The sequence below is a fragment of the Marinicella pacifica genome (assembly GCF_014636635.1).
Classification (GTDB): Bacteria; Pseudomonadota; Gammaproteobacteria; order Xanthomonadales; family Marinicellaceae; genus Marinicella; species Marinicella pacifica.
Genome location: NZ_BMEO01000009.1, coordinates 1 through 17,655, shown reverse-complemented (window position 1 = coordinate 17,655; position 17,655 = coordinate 1). Strand labels below are relative to the sequence as shown.

Annotated in this window: 18 protein-coding genes; 11 read left to right on the top strand and 7 right to left on the bottom strand. The window is 45.4% G+C overall.

Annotation, left to right across the window (positions count from 1 at the left end; genetic code table 11):
* Positions 1-36: 36 nt before the first annotated feature.
* Together IEV16_RS10015 and IEV16_RS10010 are read left to right on the top strand one after the other, a co-directional pair.
* Entirely contained in the window at positions 37-273 is a 237-nt protein-coding gene (locus tag IEV16_RS10015; protein ID WP_188365569.1) for a DUF6868 family protein, read from the top strand.
* On the top strand, positions 261-1,202 hold the full coding sequence (locus IEV16_RS10010; RefSeq protein ID WP_188365568.1) for an FkbM family methyltransferase: 942 nt from the start codon (positions 261-263) through the stop codon (positions 1,200-1,202). The genes IEV16_RS10015 and IEV16_RS10010 overlap by 13 nt, the downstream gene beginning before the upstream one ends.
* Here IEV16_RS10010 and bioC read toward each other — a convergent pair.
* Entirely contained in the window at positions 1,199-2,029 is an 831-nt protein-coding gene (bioC, locus tag IEV16_RS10005) for a malonyl-ACP O-methyltransferase BioC (RefSeq protein WP_188365567.1), read from the bottom strand. The genes IEV16_RS10010 and bioC overlap by 4 nt on opposite strands.
* Complete coding sequence (gene bioH / locus IEV16_RS10000) at positions 2,026-2,772, bottom strand: pimeloyl-ACP methyl ester esterase BioH (RefSeq protein ID WP_188365566.1); 747 nt, start codon at positions 2,770-2,772, stop codon at positions 2,026-2,028. The genes bioC and bioH overlap by 4 nt, the downstream gene beginning before the upstream one ends.
* A 122-nt stretch (positions 2,773-2,894) precedes the next feature.
* Here bioH and msrA point away from each other — a divergent pair, with 122 nt between their 5' ends.
* Positions 2,895-3,392 carry a peptide-methionine (S)-S-oxide reductase MsrA gene (gene msrA, locus IEV16_RS09995; protein WP_188365565.1) on the top strand — a complete coding sequence of 166 codons (498 nt, stop codon included), beginning with the start codon at positions 2,895-2,897 and terminating at the stop codon, positions 3,390-3,392.
* 190 nt (positions 3,393-3,582) lie between these two features.
* Here msrA and IEV16_RS09990 read toward each other — a convergent pair whose 3' ends face one another.
* Positions 3,583-3,981: an ECF-type sigma factor gene (locus tag IEV16_RS09990; protein WP_188365564.1), complete on the bottom strand. Its 399-nt coding sequence runs from the start codon at positions 3,979-3,981 to the stop codon at positions 3,583-3,585.
* On the opposite strand from IEV16_RS09990, the gene IEV16_RS09985 reads away from it, so the two are divergent.
* The 4 genes from IEV16_RS09985 (at position 3,929) to IEV16_RS09970 (ending at position 7,233) form a co-directional block, all read left to right on the top strand.
* Positions 3,929-4,894 carry a tetratricopeptide repeat protein gene (locus IEV16_RS09985; RefSeq protein WP_188365563.1) on the top strand — a complete coding sequence of 322 codons (966 nt, stop codon included), beginning with the start codon at positions 3,929-3,931 and terminating at the stop codon, positions 4,892-4,894. The two genes, IEV16_RS09990 and IEV16_RS09985, sit on opposite strands and share 53 nt — an antisense overlap.
* A 168-nt stretch (positions 4,895-5,062) precedes the next feature.
* Positions 5,063-6,634: a hypothetical protein gene (locus tag IEV16_RS09980; RefSeq protein WP_188365562.1), complete on the top strand. Its 1,572-nt coding sequence runs from the start codon at positions 5,063-5,065 to the stop codon at positions 6,632-6,634.
* A gap of 88 nt (positions 6,635-6,722) precedes the next feature.
* Positions 6,723-6,977 (top strand): type II toxin-antitoxin system Phd/YefM family antitoxin, encoded by a 255-nt coding sequence (locus tag IEV16_RS09975; protein ID WP_188365561.1) that lies wholly within the window; start codon positions 6,723-6,725, stop codon positions 6,975-6,977.
* Between the two features lies 1 nt (position 6,978).
* A complete protein-coding gene (locus IEV16_RS09970; protein WP_188365560.1) occupies positions 6,979-7,233 on the top strand; it encodes a Txe/YoeB family addiction module toxin in 255 nt (84 codons plus the stop codon).
* A 32-nt stretch (positions 7,234-7,265) separates the two neighbouring features.
* On the opposite strand, the gene IEV16_RS09965 is transcribed toward IEV16_RS09970, so the two are convergent.
* From IEV16_RS09965 to IEV16_RS09950, 4 genes are all read right to left on the bottom strand, one after another.
* Positions 7,266-8,429: an aminotransferase class I/II-fold pyridoxal phosphate-dependent enzyme gene (locus IEV16_RS09965; RefSeq protein ID WP_188365559.1), complete on the bottom strand. Its 1,164-nt coding sequence runs from the start codon at positions 8,427-8,429 to the stop codon at positions 7,266-7,268.
* Positions 8,430-8,434: 5 nt separating this feature from the next.
* Positions 8,435-9,400, bottom strand: a complete 966-nt coding sequence (gene bioB, locus IEV16_RS09960) for a biotin synthase BioB (protein WP_188365558.1) — start codon at positions 9,398-9,400, stop codon at positions 8,435-8,437.
* Between the two features lie 125 nt (positions 9,401-9,525).
* Positions 9,526-11,001 (bottom strand): PepSY-associated TM helix domain-containing protein, encoded by a 1,476-nt coding sequence (locus IEV16_RS09955; protein ID WP_188365557.1) that lies wholly within the window; start codon positions 10,999-11,001, stop codon positions 9,526-9,528.
* Positions 10,998-11,528, bottom strand: coding sequence for a hypothetical protein (locus IEV16_RS09950; RefSeq protein ID WP_188365556.1), 531 nt, complete (start codon positions 11,526-11,528; stop codon positions 10,998-11,000). The genes IEV16_RS09955 and IEV16_RS09950 overlap by 4 nt, the downstream gene beginning before the upstream one ends.
* A 204-nt stretch (positions 11,529-11,732) precedes the next feature.
* Here IEV16_RS09950 and IEV16_RS09945 point away from each other — a divergent pair, with 204 nt between their 5' ends.
* The 4 genes from IEV16_RS09945 to IEV16_RS09930 all read left to right on the top strand — a co-directional run bounded on the left by IEV16_RS09945 (position 11,733) and on the right by IEV16_RS09930 (position 17,528).
* The gene (locus IEV16_RS09945) at positions 11,733-13,874 is read left to right on the top strand and encodes a TonB-dependent receptor (RefSeq protein WP_229728315.1); all 2,142 of its coding nucleotides are present in this window, start codon (positions 11,733-11,735) and stop codon (positions 13,872-13,874) included.
* A 182-nt stretch (positions 13,875-14,056) separates the two neighbouring features.
* A complete protein-coding gene (locus tag IEV16_RS09940; RefSeq protein WP_188365555.1) occupies positions 14,057-14,851 on the top strand; it encodes a TerC family protein in 795 nt (264 codons plus the stop codon).
* Positions 14,851-16,698, top strand: a complete 1,848-nt coding sequence (locus IEV16_RS09935; protein WP_188365554.1) for a cation:proton antiporter — start codon at positions 14,851-14,853, stop codon at positions 16,696-16,698. Before IEV16_RS09940 ends, IEV16_RS09935 begins: the two co-directional genes overlap by 1 nt.
* Before the next feature lie 44 nt (positions 16,699-16,742).
* On the top strand, positions 16,743-17,528 hold the full coding sequence (locus tag IEV16_RS09930) for an oxygen-binding di-iron domain-containing protein (protein WP_188365553.1): 786 nt from the start codon (positions 16,743-16,745) through the stop codon (positions 17,526-17,528).
* Positions 17,529-17,655 lie beyond the last annotated feature (127 nt).

Below are 17,655 nucleotides of genomic sequence, written 5' to 3'. Positions count from 1 at the left end.
GGTTATAATAATGATGGTTTTAATGGTGAGTACTTTATGTTTGACTGGCAGGCTTTTTTAGGATGGAATATCCTGGTTCACTGGGGTATTTTGTTATTCGCAGCTTTACTTGTTCTGGGTGCCAAAAACTGGATGGTACGGGTGCATCAGAGATTCATTGATTTACCCCGGGAAACTTTATGGGTGTCTTACTGGTGGTTTCTGGCACTGTATAAATTATTGATTTTAGTTCTGTTTGTCGGGCCTTATGTGGTACTTCGATGGTTGATGTGAATTCTGTCTTTGAGCATCATTTCGGGCATTTTACACCCGATGAAGTCACCGCTGAGCGGATTGCCTGGTGCCGCCGTTTACCGGCAAACTGGTTTGGTAAGCAGTTGGCCCAATGGCAGCGTAAACGGGTCATCCGTGGCCTGGAAGGTCCGCTTGATTTAAGGCTGGATGGTATCAAAATGCGGGTGGTTCTGGTGGACAATGTCTCAGAGCGCAGCTTTGTGTTTATGCCCTGGCGTTTTGATGCGCTTGAGCGTGAGTTAATGCTGAAATTATTGCCCAGAGATGGCGTGTTGGTGGATATCGGTGCCAATGCCGGTATTTACAGCTGTTTGGCGGCACGGCAGTTAGGAAAGTCCGGCGTGGTGGTGGCGTTTGAGCCGAATCCGCTGATGGTTGAGCGTTTGCGGTTTAATCTCGGCGCCACACTGGCCGACTGCACAGACAAGCCACGGATTGACATTCAGCCGGTGGCCGTCAGTGATGACAGCGGTTCAATGTCTTTTTATGTCAACCGCAAAAATTTAGGCGCATCGTCTTTAAGCAGGCAGCACCACAGCCGCAAAATTGAGGTGGACTGTCGGCCCTTATTGTCTGTCATTGAAGACTTAAAACTGTCGCGTATTCATGTCTTAAAATGTGATGTCGAAGGCAACGAAGACCGGGCCTTGCTGCCGTTTTTTACCGATGCACCGAATCATCTGTTACCGGCTTGTGTAATCGTCGAAGACAATGAGTCACAATGGCAACAGCCGTTATTAGAAGTGATTATGCAGCGCGGTTATGTCGAGACTCACCGCACCCGCATGAACGTGGTACTGCAACAACGGCGTCAGATTAAATTGTCTGAGTCAGAAACAGCCGTGAGAGAAGCGGTTAAAACCAGCAGTGTTGCCGGTTTGGCTTACCGCGAAAAAACTCGAAGTTAATCTTTAATCCGTAACGACAAGCCATGATCTTGGCTTGATTTTTTGGCCCTTAAGTAAACCAGTTCAAAGGTAGCCGGTATCAGGCCCTCTTCGGTGCGAAATTGTTCGTAATGCTTTGTCAAATCTTTTAAAACCCGTGGTGAGGTTAACCCCCTTGACCGTTTGTCATCGGTATTATGGGCACCGATATTTTTCAGGTCCCGCATCACATCAACCACCGATTTGTAAGTCATGGTGATTAACTCAGAGTCAGCAATCACATCTTCAAATCCCAGGCGTAAGGCCAAATCGGCCAACTCATTGGCCGGCACAAAATGGTTCACATGCGGCTTGTCATCAATTTGGGACCAGGCATGGTGTAATTCATGCAAAGTATGTTCACCCATGGTGGTCAGGTGCATCAGGCCGCCGGGTTTTATGGCGCGTTTAATTTCCTGAAAAACGGTTTGTTCATCACACCATTGGAGCATTAAATTTGAAAACAACAAATCGATGCTGCCAGCATGAACATCAATGGCATGGGCATCGGTTTGGCGGCATTCGACTTGTTCATGTGGTTTGATTTGATTAAGCATTTGTGCACTAAAATCAGCGGCAATAATGTGGCTGTCCGGGAAACGTTTTAATAAAGGCTCAACCGCCCAGCCGGTGCCGCAACCTAAATCCAAAATGGTTTGGGGTGAAAAAGGTTGTTCAGATTCAAAGGCATCAAAATCAACCCGTTCCAATAAGCGTTCCAGGGCTTCTTTTTGCAATACTGCATGTTGTTCGTATTGCTGGGCAGCTTTGCTGAAAGCGGCCTTGATTTGATGGTGTTCTAAGCTCATAAAAAATCTCGAATGATGCCAGACATGGCATCAGCATGTTGTAAAAAGGGGGCGTGACCACCGCGACACAGATGAAACTGACCGCCACTTATTTCAGCGGCTTGTTGCATGGCATGAGGGTGAACAATGCGATCGCGCCGACCACTGAGCCAAAGTGAGGGCATTGTGAGGTTTTTCAATGCCGCACTTAAATCCGTATGCTGTAACAGTTTAAGACCATTCATCAGTGCGGTCTTATGCGGCAGGGGTTGCGAAAAGACAATGTCTTGTAACTGTTTAAAATGTTGGCGTTCATTGTGCACACCGATGACTTCCAAAGCCAGAAATCGATCGATGGTGGCCATGACATCCTGTTGTAAACTGTCTTGAAAAGCACGCACTGTCTTTATCGGCATGCCCTGTGGCCAATGCGGCTTGGCCTGAAAACACGGTGTGGCACAGACCATAATCAACGCATTCACTTGTTCCGGTTTATGTATGGCCTGATTAAGCGCGATTAAGCCGCCCATCGACCAACCCAACCAGACACCAGAGGGTATTTCCCGGCAATCATTGACTAAATCTTCGGCATTATCAGAAAGCAGTCGATCCCGGTTTTGTCCATGTCCCGGTAAATCAATTAAATTCAGGGTAAAGTCGTTCGATAAGTCAGTCGCCCAGGATTTAAAAATACCGGCATGCATGCCCCAGCCGTGAAGCATATTTATCACCGGGCCTTGTCCCCGGGTTTGTATGATTTTCATAATAGGATGTTGTGCTTTGGGCTGTCGGCATTGTATAAGAAATGCCCCGTGACTGAAAACAGACACTTGATAAATTCACTGCCAGAACCCAAAATTGAATAATTACTCCACGAGAAAAACACATGACACAAGAACGCATTATTTTGGCCGGCGGCTGCTTTTGGGGCATGCAGGATTTATTCAGAAAACAGCCCGGTGTGGTGTCCACCCGGGTTGGATACAGTGGTGGCGATGTTAAAAACGCCACCTACCGCAATCACGGCAACCACGCAGAAGCCATCGAGATTATCATTGATACTGAGCAAACCAGTTTTAAAGACATGTTGCGGTTTTTCTTTCAAATCCACGATCCAACCACCAAAAACCGCCAGGGCAACGACATCGGCACAAGTTACCGCTCGGCCATCTTTTACACCTCTGATGCGCAAAAAGAAACCGCTGAAAAAGTCATTCTGGCCGCCAATGAATCGGGTTACTGGGACAGTGAAGTGGTCACTGAATTGGCACCTGCCGGTGATTTTTGGGAAGCTGAGCCGGAGCATCAGGATTATTTAGAACGCTATCCCGATGGCTACACATGTCACTTTGTCCGCAATGAATGGCAATTACCGCAAGAATAAACTTTTTTAACTTCGTGGTGTTTATTTTAAGAAGTCAAAAATAATTGGCGTAAATAATTAATCCTTGCCGCCATAAACAACATAACCGTCATTTTTGGAGGAAAAACAGGGTGGTCATTGGCATCGCCAAAGCCATTAAACACATTATTCAAGCCCGGGATTTGACCTGTTAAAAAAAGAACCATTCGGGTTAACGCATTTGCGTAATCAACCAGGCACGGGCGGCGGACCATTGGCGGTTGACAGTACGGGGTGAGATTTCTAACAGCTCAGCCACCTGATCGATGCTGAGTCCTGAGAAATAACGTAACTTGACCACCTGTGCCATGGTCTCATCTTTGTGCTCCAGGGTGGTTAAGGCGGCATCTAAGGCCACCAGATCATCTTGGATATCCACCTCATCGGGGATATCAACATTAAAAACATGGGCTTGGCCACCACCGCGCTTTAAGGTGTTTTTAGCACGGGCCGACTCCACCAGAATACGGCGCATCGATTCGGCAACGGCCCCGTAAAAGTGTTTTTTTGACTGCCAGTTGATACAGTACGGCGAATTAGATAACCGCAGTTTAAAAAGCCTGTCGACCATCGCTGTTTTAGATTACTCTCAAGGTCATTATGACGCGGCGTTGATAAATTTTCAGGCGGTGTTAACAGCGCGACAACAACAGTTGGGTGAGCAGCATAAATTAACCGCCGATGCCCATAATCGATTGGCGGCCGTCAATTTTGAATTGGGTCAATTGGATTTAGCAGATGGTCATTATAGCGTGGCATTACAGACCTATGAACATTTACACTTAGACCGTAGTTTAGTCTATGCCAGGGTGTTAAATAATCGGGCTTTGTTATGGCGCCAGCAACAAAAATACAGCCAGGCAGTCGAGATCCTTAATCAATCCTGGCACATTCAACAGCAGCAATTGGGCAGTGATCACCCTGATCTGGCCTCGGTGGAGAATAATCTGGGCTTATTGTCCTATGATTTGGGCCAAATCGATGACGCCATTAATTGGTTTAACAAAGCCTATCAAAGGCAAATCGAGCATCACCCACAACCGCCGGTGAGTGCCGCCTATGCCATGAATAATTTAGCCCATATGTATTTGCTCAATGGCCGGATTGAAGCGGCGCGTCAATGGGCCCATGACAGTATGGCTCTTCGCCTGGCCCATTTAGACAAGGCCCATTTGGCGATTTCGGATAATGCCATGATATTGGCCAGGGTGGCATTGTTAGATCAGCAGACCGAACAGGCAGCGATATTTTTCAAACAAGCGCTGGACATTCGACAACAGCATCTGGATGACCGTGATTGGCGGGTGCTGGAAACACAACTGTGGCAAAGCTTGATAGGACCCAATGCATTTTCCACATTGGATAGAAATCAAGCATTTGCCAGCCTTTGTCAACGTTTTGGATTTTCACATCCTAAATTGAATAACTTATTTCAGGCTTTTGCGATTAAGGATAATCAAATGGCACTGTGCTTGAATGAATAAGCTTGTCGCCGGGCTATTTATCAATCAAACAATCCGCTCATAAGAGATTGTTATGACACTCTGATAACATTCTCTAATAGGTTACTGACAGTTGTTTGAAAGGGTTATAGAATGAGGATTCCTGATGTTGGCCTGCTTAAATTGAACCAAAATACATTATTGCGGACCTTGAAAACTGTCTGTCTGTTATTTCTCGCGTTATCTTTGGCGTTACTGGTGTTTCTGAAAAATGGCTGGGTGACAGAGGATGCCTACATTCTCTTTCGCAGTCTGGAGCAATTATTTGCAGGTCATGGGCCCAACTGGAATCCCCATGAGCGGGTACAGGTATTCACCAGCCCTTTATGGTATGGGGTTTTGGCTTTTTCCCGATTGTTTTCGCAGGACTTATACCTAACAACCATTGTTGTTTCTTTGTTTTTGTGGCTGGCCACCCTTTTTGTCATTCACGCCATAATCAAGCACGCAGGGATTTTATTGTTGACGGTGTTGGTGTTGATTTCATCGAATTCATTTTTTGACTACACCAGCTCAGGTTTAGAAAATGTGCTGGCGTATTTAGTTATTGCCTGTTTTGTTTATACTTACCTGACGTTTTTTTCAGGTTCAGTTAGAGAACACGCAGACGATCAAACCTTGAAAACAAGCATGCTCAAACTGTTGGTTATTTATGGCCTGTTAATTTTGGTGCGCCATGATTTGGCTTTACTCCTGTTTCCGGCAATGGCCTATGCGGTCATTCAATCTAAGTATCTTTTTAGCTGGAGACAATGGTTGCTGTATGCCGCCCTGGCTTTTTCACCGTTTTTTCTCTATAGCCTGTTCTCGTTAATTTATTACGGCTTTTTGTTCCCCAATACCGCCTATGCCAAGTTAAGCACCGGCATTCCACAAATGGATATGTTTTCTCAGGGTTTTCGTTATATTCTGGTGACACTGAAATATGATGTGATGACTATGCTGGTTATTTTGGCAGCGATTATCGTCAGTTTTCTACCGTCAACTAAACCCCAGATACGTTATTTAGGTTTTGGTTTGTTATTGAATTTATTTTATGTGGTCTATGTTGGTGGGGATTTTATGCTGGGGCGGTTTTTGTCCTATGCATTTTTACTCAGTGTTTTAATTCTCGCAGTTCATGCCGCAAGATTAAACCGTTATCAACTTGTTATGATTGGCCTGGTGGTTATGGTGTATGCGATTTTTTATCACCATACACCGGCAAATTCACCAATTAAGTACAAGAACCAACTGATTGAATCAGGGGTTGCAGATGAGCGGGGATTTTATTTTAATGACGTTTCACTGTATAGCTACGTTCAATTGGATCGGGATGCGTTTCCACAATCCCACTGGCGTAAACAGGCTGAAAAATTTAAGCAATCAGACAACATGCTGGTGATTCGCCCAACCATAGGCCTCTATGGTTATTACGCCGGTATCGATAAAATTATTGTTGACCCCTTTGCATTGGCCGACCCCTTGTTGGCCCGCTTACCGGCAGCACCCGTACCCTGGCGAATTGGTCACTTTGGACGCTATTTACCGGCCGGTTATGAGGACAGTATCAGGAACAACAACGAAGTCATCGTTGATGAAAACATCAATGCCTACTATAAAAAATTAAAACTCATTACCCAGGGTGAAGATTTGTTCAGTTATCAACGTCTGAAAACGATTGTTTTGTTTAATCTTGGGGCTTATAACGATTTAATTGAGAATCTAAAAACCGAAACGTAATGGCCTGTTCTTGAGTGATAAATAATTCGTGACATAAAAAGTAGTATGTTGTATAGTTGTACCATTAGTTGTACAGGTAGATTGTTTGATGAAAGTGATTACATTTAGCCAAGCGCGAAAAAAATTAAAATCTGTTTTGGATGCGGTTGTTAATGATATAGATACAGCCATCATTACCCGCCGTGACGCAGAAAATGCTGTCGTCATGTCTATGGATTATTATAATAGTTTAATGGAGACTGTCTATTTACTTCGCTCACCTGCCAATGCTGAACATTTGAGTGAATCAATTGCGCAATACAAAAAAGCACAAGTGATTGAGCATAAACTTATTGAAGATTGAGGTGCTGATTTGTTGGACAGAAGCTGCCTGGAAGGATTATGTTTATTGGCAAACTCAGGATAAAAAAACACTTAAACGCATTAATAAGCTTATCAAGGACTGCTGTCGAACACCCTTTTCCGGGCTGGGTAAGCCAGAAGCCTTAAAAGAAAATCTATCTGGATTCTGGTCCAGGCGTATTGATGCCAGTCATCGACTTATCTATGCCGTAGACGATAATCGCTTAACCATTATTTCTTGTCGATATCATTACTGATAGACCGATTTTGGCAGGACTAACCGATTTCTTCAATAATTCCGAATCAAACACTGCACCAGTAAATCAATGTCTTCGATTTCTAAGGCGTGGTGCACGGTTAAACGTAATCTCGACTGGTTTTTTGGCACCGTTGGTGGTCGGATGGCGGCGCTGAAAATACCCCGTGATTTTAAATAATCGGCGGTTTCCAGAGCGGCGATTTCGCTGTTGAGAATAAAAGGCTGAATCGGCGTCTCGCTGTGACTGAGGTTATCGGCAATGCCGTATTGCTGGCATTGTTGGCGCAGACGGTCAATCAGCTCCAGTAATTTTTCACGTCGCCAAGGCTCGGATTGAATCAGTTCCAGGGCTTTTAAATTGGCCGCCACCACCGGTGTCGGCATCGATGTGTTAAAGCGATAGCTTCTGGCTTTTTGCAGAATGGTTTCGATTAAATCATCATCGCCAACCACAAAAGCCCCGGCACTGCCAAAGGCTTTACCGAAAGTACCTGATAGTAATGGAATATGTTCTGAAGTCAATAATTGCTGTTCGATGACGCCACGCCCCTGTTCGCCGATGACGCCGATACCATGGGCATCATCCACCCATAACAAGGCATTAAACACATCGGCGCTTAAGGCAGTGGCAAATAAATCCGGACTGTCGCCATCCATACTAAAAACACCTTCGGTGGCCCACAAGATGGTGTTGTCAGGATATTCCTCATTAAAATGCTGACACTGTTGCTCGCCCTTTTTAGAGTCTAAATGTGGATAACGTTTAAGTCTGGCACCGGCCAGTTGCGCCGCATCAATCAATGAAGCGTGATTCAGTTTGTCCTGAAGAAATAAATCATGGCGATTAAGCAAAGCCCCGGCAATGCCTAAATTGGCCAGATAGCCCGATGAAAACAACAGGCAACGCGGATAGCCTAAAAATTCAGCCAGGGCAAATTCCAGTTCCTGATGCACCGAGGTGTAGCCCGATAGCAATGGAGAACCTGTGGCGCCAAAGCCGAATTTTACCGCGGCTTCATGAGCCGCCAGCACAACTTCGGGATGATTCGACAGACCTAAGTAATCGTTGCTGTTAAAATTTAATAATTGTTCACCATCAATGCTGACATAACGACCTGATTGGCTGGTTCTAAGCACCCGACGACGAAACAGTTGTTGTTTTTTTAAACGGTCTAATTCGTCGCGGCGTGACATGGTACTTAGTGACGTTTCGGCATCGGTTTAATGCCCAGTTTTTGAAACAGCGCCATGTCTTTATTTTCTTCGGGGTTTTGGGTGGTCAATAATTTTTCGCCGTAAAAGATGGAATTGGCTCCGGCCAGAAAACACATGGCTTGCACCGCTTCGGACATGTCGTTACGGCCGGCGGACAGTCGCACCATGGATTTTGGCATCATGATACGCGCCACCGCAATGGTACGGACAAAATCCAAATCATCAATTTTTTCAATGCCATGTAGTGGTGTGCCTTTAACCTGTACCAAGGCATTAATCGGTACACTGCCTGGATGCGGGTCTAAATTAGCCAACGCCATCAACATGCCGCCACGGTCTTGCTGCGATTCGCCCATACCGACGATACCGCCGGAGCAGACATTGATACCGGATTGCTGAACATTTTTTAAGGTGTCCATGCGCATATTAAATTTACGGGTGGTAATAATTTTATCGTAAAAGGATTCTGAACTGTCGATATTGTGGTTGTAATAATCCAAACCGGCGGCGGCCAGTTTAGAGGATTGTTGTTCGTTTAACATGCCTAAAGTTAAACAGGTTTCCATGCCCAGCGCTTTTACGCCCTTGACCATATCAATCACCTGATCCAAATCCCGGTCTTTTGGGGAACGCCAGGCCGCGCCCATGCAAAAACGCGTGGCCCCCTGTTGCTTGGCCGCCGCGGCTTGCTCCACCACCGCGTCCACCTGCATCAAAGGCTCTTTTTCAACACCGGTGTCATAACGTACTGATTGTGGACAATAACTGCAATCCTCGGGACAGGCACCGGTTTTAATGCTGAGCAAGGTGCTGATTTGCACTTGGTTCGACTCAAAATAATGACGATGGGTTTGTTGCGCTCGATACATCAGGTCATTGAAAGGTGTGGCAAACAACGTGTCCACTTCTTGTTGGGTCCAATCATGACGGATTGGCAGGGCTGGCTTCATAATCTGCAGTTATATTAAGAATAAAACAGTATGCTTTTTTGCCCTGCATTAGTCAATAAACAGGCGTTTGAAATTATCACGAGCACGAAAAAGCCGGTTAAAAAGCCGGGACAGGCATCAAGATTTTAAGGCTGTGCGGCTGCTTTAACCGGTTTTTTAAGAAAAGCGAACAAAAAAGCGATCACTATCAAGATCAGGTTAAAGCCGTTAAACCAGCTGACTAAGGCATAATCGTATTGTATTAAATGACTTAGAACGCTGAGGATGATGGCGGCTAACGTGGCAAGTCTTAGGTATTTAACCCATGTCATTAAGCGCTGTTGCTGTTCTGGATGGTTCGGGTTGGCGACAAAAAACCAGGCGGCGATCAACAGGTAGCTTAACCAAAAGCTCAAAGCCACAGCAGTACCGAAAAGGATTGACGTTAATAAAGCCAGACTGAAGCTTAAGGGCGCACCCCAGATAATGCCCTGCCACAAGGCATACCAACGGTTGAGCAATTGACGTTTGATAAACCAGATATTGACACCAGTGGCCACCATCACAGCCATGGCAATGCCTAATAGGAAATACAAAACCTTAATGGCAAAAGAGCCAAATTGGCCGAAGTGAAGTCGATAACTGGAATAGGCCACTTGTCGGCCCCAGTCGCCATCTGACATGTGTTTGGAATCGATGTATTCGCCGGTGTTATGGAAACGAAAGACTTCTGAGTAGATTAAACGCTCGGGCATCTGTAAATTGACTTCAATATATTGGCCCTGTTTGCCGCCATTTTTCAGGGTCACAAACATCAAATCAGCCTCCGGGTATTGGCTTTTGAGTTTTTTTAGCATGGGTTCTAACCGGACCGGTTCGGCCGGTGCATCAAACGCAAGCTGAGCCGGGAAGATGGTGTCCACAGCCTCGCTTGTGGTCATGTCATCATCGAGTAAATCATAACCCAATAGTGTGATGCTAAATAAGCCAATGTAAGCGCCGGTTAAACAGACAATAAAGAAAAAAGGCAGACTCCAGACGCTTAGGCGGTTGTGAATATCAGTTTGTTCCAGTTGGCGGCTACCGCCCCAGCGCAGCTTAAAAGCATCTTTGAATAGGCTCGGGTGGGCTAAAATACCCGAGATCATCAGTCCCAGCATCATCGCCCCCAATAAGCCCACCAGAATGATGCCAAAGGTGTTGGGTAAGTGCAGGTAAATATGCAAATCACTGAGCATTGCGGTCCAGGGTGTGTGCATATCAACACCTCGGCTACCGTCTTTATTCAGGTAATAACCACCACTGCGGTTGCTGACATGTGCCCGCGGAATAACGCTCGACGGTGGCGCAAAGTAGAGTGTTTTAGGCAACATTTCCCGGTTGTTGATGGCGCGATTAATGGCATTATTAATAGCGGTTTCTAATTGCTGGATATCGACTTCAGCGGATTCGCTGATGGTCGGTTGTTCCCAGCGCTCAGTCTCCTGAAAAAACACCACCAAAGCGCCGCTTAAACAGACCAGATAAAGCAATGCTGAAAAAAACAGACCCAACCAGGCATGGCTGCGCAGGGATTTTTTGACCACATGTTTTGAGGGTGTGAGTGATTTCTTTAAGTTCATTGCAGGCCCCAAACACTTAAACCGCTGATACTGATTAAAATAAGTCCGGTTCGGCTTAAATGGGTGGTCGCCGTTAGCCAAACAGCGATGAGTCCCCACAGTAAAGGCATCAGCATAATCATTACCACTAATCGGTTCAGCGTTAACAGTGGTAATAAGTGTGTAACACCGGTGGCCATCACAATGGCCATGGCCAATGCCAAGGGACCGGCTAACAGAATCATTAATAATTTATACCAGATTGACGCTGTGCTCCGGTAAGGGGACGGCCGTTTTATGGGTTTGACCGGTTTACGCGTACTGTTGATATAAATCCAGACATAAGCCGGCACAGTGATTAAAAATAAGCAATAAAATACAGCATGCTCAATGCCATGAGCCGATTTAAAAGCATAAAACGAACCCACCAGTAACACCAAAACCAATAAGCGATACGGCCATTTCGGTGCTGATTTTTGGCTTAAATACCCAATAATTGGCGTGATAGCCAGGAACAAAAAAGCAATGGTGGTTAACAAAACAGGCATGTAAACAGCGGTATGTAAAGGATTCAAAAAAGGGTATATTATGCCAAATGATAATCATTATCAATCTTAAAAAATGTATTTTATTTTACTTATGCTTGTAATAGGAATCATTATCATTATAATTCGCATCCTATTGACAGCTGCGCGGTTAATTCGCCCATGTCTTTAAAGCACAGTTCTTATGACAACAACAGAAAATAAAAAATGATAAAAATAAACTATTTTAAAGCCCTGGTATTACCAGTGATTACCTGTTTAGCCGTATCAGACGTCCAGGCACAAGCCGAAGATAAGGCATCCGAAAATATGACAATGGATCAAATGGTGGTGGTCGGTTCCAGAACCCCGACGGCCATCAGCCAAATCCCCGGCACCGTCTGGGTTATCGAGTCCGATGATATTCAACAACAAGCGGATTCCGGTGCTGATTTAAAAACAGCTTTGGGCCGTTTGGTGCCGGGTTTGGATCTGGCGCCGCAAGGTCGCACCAACTTTGGCCAAAATCTACGCGGCCGAAGCGTCCAGGTGCTGATTGATGGTGTCTCGATGAACGGTTCACGCGGCTTATCACGGCAGTTTGATTCGATTGACTTATTTAATGTGGCTCGCATTGAAGTGCTCTCCGGTGCCAGCAGCTTATATGGCGGCAGTGCCACCGGCGGCATTATTAATATCATCACAAAATCCGGTGATGGTGGGAATTTAAGTTTTGAAACACAGGCGCAATTGAAATCCGGTTTTAACAGCAGCGATGATCTGCAAAAACAACTGGCCCAATCGATCAGTGGCGGTGGTGAAAGCGTCAACGCACGCTTGGGCATTTCGTACACCGATAATGAACGTTTTTATGACGGTAACGGTGAGGAAATATTTCCTGATATTACCCAGACAGACTTACAGGATAACCGGCAGATTGATGTGCTGGGTCGTGTCGATTTCGCATTAAGTGATAATCAAAGCCTGGATTTAACCGCGCAGGTGTACCGTTCGGGCTTTAAAGGTAATCGGGATGTGTACTTTCCGAATTTAACCGATGCACCGGTGGCTAATTTGTTTGGTGCTGAAATTCGGGATGGCTTTGATTCCGATCGTGACCCGGCCACCGACCGGGAATTATTTAACGCGCAATATCACCATGCTGATTTATGGAGCCAGGATTTTTACCTGCAGGCTTTTTATCGCAATGAGCAGTCAGCGTTCCATGCCTTTCCCTATCCTTTTTTACTGGCGGCTGAACAACGCTACGCCATTCAGTTTGCCGCCTCAGAACAAAATACCCGACAAACCGGTCTAAAAGCCTTGTTTGATAAGCGCGTTAATGATCGTTTTAGAATCAGTTATGGTGTGGATTTGGATCAGGAGCGCTTTGATGCCAATCAAATGTTTTTTGATTTTAGACGCACCGATGAAACCGGGGGGTTGGTGCAACGCCAATCCGGTATCGAAGATCGTTACCCGACCTATGATGTGGATGGTCAGGCAGCCTATGTACAGACTGACTGGCACATCACCGATGCCTTTAAATTAACCGGTGGTCTGCGTTATCAGCACACCGATGTGGAAGTGGATGATTTTATAAAATATGGTTATAGTGGTTTTGATGAAACCCGCGTGGGCGAGTTGGTACCTGGTGGCAGCAATGATTATGATGCCACTTTATTAAACTTAAGTGCTTTGTATGATTTTGGTGCGCATCAAACCTGGCTGCGCTTCAGTCAAGGTTTTGAATTACCGGATCCGGCCAAATATTATGGCAAATCACCGGACATTAATGTTAATGACAATCCCTTAACCGCGATTAAAACCGACCAGGCCGAACTGGGCTGGCGTTATATGAATGATCATATTTCTACCCAATGGGCGCTGTATTATGCCTGGTCAGATAAAGCCGTGGAAAATACCGAAGATCTGTCGGTGATTGTGGTGGATGAAGACACCCGTGATTTTGGACTGGAAGGTGCCTTTGATTACTATGCGGATCATGGATTTGCTTTTGGCGGTACACTCCATTGGGTGCGTTCAGATCAGAAAAATAACACAGGAGACTGGAAACGACAGGATGCGCGGTATGCTTCACTATCCTCTTTGACCACTTATGTCGGCTGGCGTAACAACACCGTTGATTTACGCTTACAAGGCCAGCGAGCTTTTGACTTAAAAGACGCCGCCGGCCGCGAAATCAACGGCAACACAACCTATGATTTGGTCGCTTCTAAAGATACCGCCATTGGTCGCTTTACGGTTGGCATAGAAAACTTACTGGATAAATCTTATTCCACCGTCTGGGGACAGCGGGCCACCTTGTTTTATGCCGCTTTTGGTCCCGAGTACCTGTTCGATTTTTAGGGCCGTGGTCGTACATTTGCCTTCAATTGGTCGTACAGTTATTAACAAGACTGAAAAGCTAAAAAAACCCGGATGCGCATCCGGGTTTTTTAATCCTGACAAAAAAATAAAAAAATCCTGCGATGATGTTATAGGTTCTATACAATATTGACCTTTGTTATTGCATAAAAAGAGGATTGGATATGGAAGGTTTATTCACCCTGGAAAACTTAATGACCCTGGGTATGCTGGTGATGCTACAGGCGGTGTTGGGTTTTGATAATTTATTGTACATTATTATTGAATCCAAGCGGGTCGAGCCCACTCGACAGTCGAAGTTACGCACCACCGGTATTTGGTTGGCGGTGGCGTTTCGTTTATTGCTGTTGTTTTTGTTGATCAAAGTACTGAGTTATTTTACCGACCCTTTATTTTCTATCGGCTGGGGTAATGTGGTTGAAGGGACTTTTACTTTGCGTTCTTTGGTGGTGTTGTTTGGTGGAATATTTATTATTTATACCGCCATGAAGGAAATTCTGCATATGATGTACATGGAAGAACACATGCAGGAAAAAGACAAGCCACAATCCTCTTTTGCCAAAGCCCTGATTCTGATTGTCACCATGAATGTGGTGTTTTCCTTTGACTCGATTTTAAGCGCCATGGCCCTCACCGATAATTATATTGTGATGGCCACTGCAATTTTAATCGGCGCTTTGCTGATGGTGTGGCTGGCGGATACCATTGCTGACTTTTTACAGCGTAACCGGATGTTTGAAGTCCTGGGATTATTTATTTTGTTGATTGTGGGTGTGATGCTGTTATCAGAAGGCGGACATTTGTCTCATCTGGCGTTCTTTGGCCATGAAATCGTGCAGATGAATAAAGTGACCTTTTATTTTGTGATTGTGGTGCTGGTACTGAGCGATATTGTGCAGTCACGTTATTCAAAAAAACTCAATGCTTTAAAAAGCAGATTTAAAAAGGACAATGCTTAATGGATAATTATTTACTGATTGCGATTGCCGCCATTGGCGTTTTGGGGTCTTTGGCGCATTGGTTGTCATGGTGGTTGAAATTACCGTCAATTTTATTTTTGTTGATTATTGGTATTATTTTGGGTCAACCGGTCACCGGCTGGTTACAGCCGGATGTGGTGTTTGGCGATTTGTTGTTCACCATTGTGTCACTGTCGGTGGCCGTGATTTTATTTGAAGGTGCCCTGACTTTAAATTTTAATCAAATCCGGGGACTTGAATCGGTGGTTCGGCGGATGGTGACAGTGGGGATGATAGTCACCTGGCTGACCATTGCACTGGCGACCCATTGGTTACTTGAACTGGACTGGTTATTATCTTTGTTATTCGGCTCTCTGGTGGTGGTGACCGGGCCCACCGTGATTGTGCCGATGTTGCGCATTCTTAATCTTGATAAACGCATTGCCAATGTGTTGCGCTGGGAAGGCATTGTGATTGATCCGCTGGGCGCTTTGTTGGCGGTGTTGGTGTTTAATTTCATTATTTCTTCGCAACAGGGGGCCGAAGGTCTGGTTGGTGTACTGTTTGATTTTGGCTGGATTATCATGGTGGGCGTGGTCATCGGAGGCATTGCCGGTGAATTGATGGCGCAGGTTTTACGTCGGCATTGGGTGCCGGATTTTCTGCACAATGTGTTCACCCTGACCCTTGTATTTGGTGTTTTTGCGGTGTCTGATGTACTCGCCCATGAGTCCGGTTTGTTAACTGTCACCGTAATGGGTATGTGGCTGGCCAACAGCAAAAATGTCGAAATTGAGGATATTTTAAACTTTAAAGAAAGTCTGACCCTGTTGCTGATTGCCGGTTTGTTTATTATCCTGGCGGCGAGGATGGACATTGAACCCTTAATTGAAATCGGCTGGCTGTCGGTGGTATTGTTTTTAATCATCCAGTTTGTGGTTAGACCCCTTAAAATTGTGGTCTCGACCTGGGGTTCGGATCTGAACTGGAAAGAACGGGTGATGTTGTCCTGGATTGCACCGCGCGGTATTGTGGCAGCCGCAGTATCGGCTTTGTTTGCCTTGCGTTTAGAACAAGAAGGCTATGCCGAAGCACCCTTATTGGTGTCACTGACCTTTATGGTGATTATTGGTACGGTGGTGTTTCAATCGGCCACCGCCGGAATGTTATCCAAACGATTGGGGGTGGCCAGCCCCGAGAGTAAAGGGATTTTAATCGTTGGTGCCAATCCGGTGGCACTGGCGATTGCCGAATCTTTGAATGAACAAGGTTTTGATTGTATGGTGACCGATTCTCACTGGCGTTATATCAAGGAAGCCCGAATGCGTGATATTAAATCCTATTGGGGCAATGTGGTGTCAGAACACGCGGACCAGCAGTTGGATTTAATCGGTGTGGGACGCATGTTGGCGGTGTCAATGAATCGCGAACTCAATCTGTTGGCCGCCACCCGTTATAAAAATGAATTTGGGGCCGGTAATATCTATGTGATTACTAACGAGGAAAAACAAAAGGACGAGCGAAAACACACCACTTCAAAAGGCGGTAAAGCGCAAACCTTATTCTCTAAAAAGGTGACTTTTGCCAATCTGGCCAGTTACATTTCCCGTGGTGCGCAGATAAAAACCACCTTGCTCACCGAAGAGTTTGATTTTGAGGCTTATCAGGCCAAACATGGCGACAATGCCATTCCGCTGTTTGGTATCGCTCCGGATGGTATCCGGTTAAAAGTCTTCACCGGTCAGCGAGATTATGAAAAACTCAAAAGTGACTGGAAAGTGATGAGTCTGATTATTGAAGAAGATAATAATGACAACAGGATAGTTGATAAAAGTCAAAATTTCTAAATCAAGCGACACCTAAAATAAGGGCTTTTCATTTGGAGAAGCCCATGGTCGGCAAAGCACAGGTTTTATATCGCGGCGCACAGCATGAATGTTTGGCCTTTAACGACTTGGTTGAAGGTGAAGGGGTTCAGTCGAATCAGTTTTTAATCCGCAACGGCACGCATTCAATGCTATTGGATCCGGGCGGAGATCTGACCTATATTCCATTAACCATTGCCTTAAGCCGTCACATCCGCTTACGAGATTTGGATTATATTTTTGCCTCACATCAAGACCCCGACATCATTGCTGCAATTGATCGCTGGATTGTCAACACTGGCTGCCGGGTACTGGTATCCAAATTGTGGAGTCGTTTTTTACCGCACCTGGTGGCTGCCAATGTGGATAAGCAAATGGGCAGTTTCGTCAACTTTATCAATCCCATTCCCGATCAGGGTAAGCGCATTCAACTGGGCGATGCGGAATTAATTATCTTACCCGCTCATTTCCTGCATTCAGTGGGTAATTTTCAAATTTTTGATGTCACCAGCGGTATTTTATTCTCGGGTGACATGGGCGCGTCCATGGATGAAGTGACAGACAACCCTTTCGTGGATGATTTTGAAAACCATATTCCAAAAATGGCCGGTTTCCACGAACGCTATATGTGTTCCAATAAAGTGACGAATCTGTGGGCGCGTATGGTGCGTGAACTGGACATCAAAATGATTGTGCCACAACATGGCCGGGCTTTTAAGGATGAACAGGTGGGACAATTTTTAGATTGGGTCAGTGATTTAGAATGTGGGATTGATTTAATGGGCCGTGGTCACTTCACGGTTCCTGATTAATGCTGAACTTAAAATTATGCAATAAAAAAGCCGGCAATATGCCGGCTCAGGCTAATGACAAACCCCTGTTTTTTTCAGGGGTTTGTTGTATTTAGGGCTTTTAATTAATTATTGATGATTCATCAAC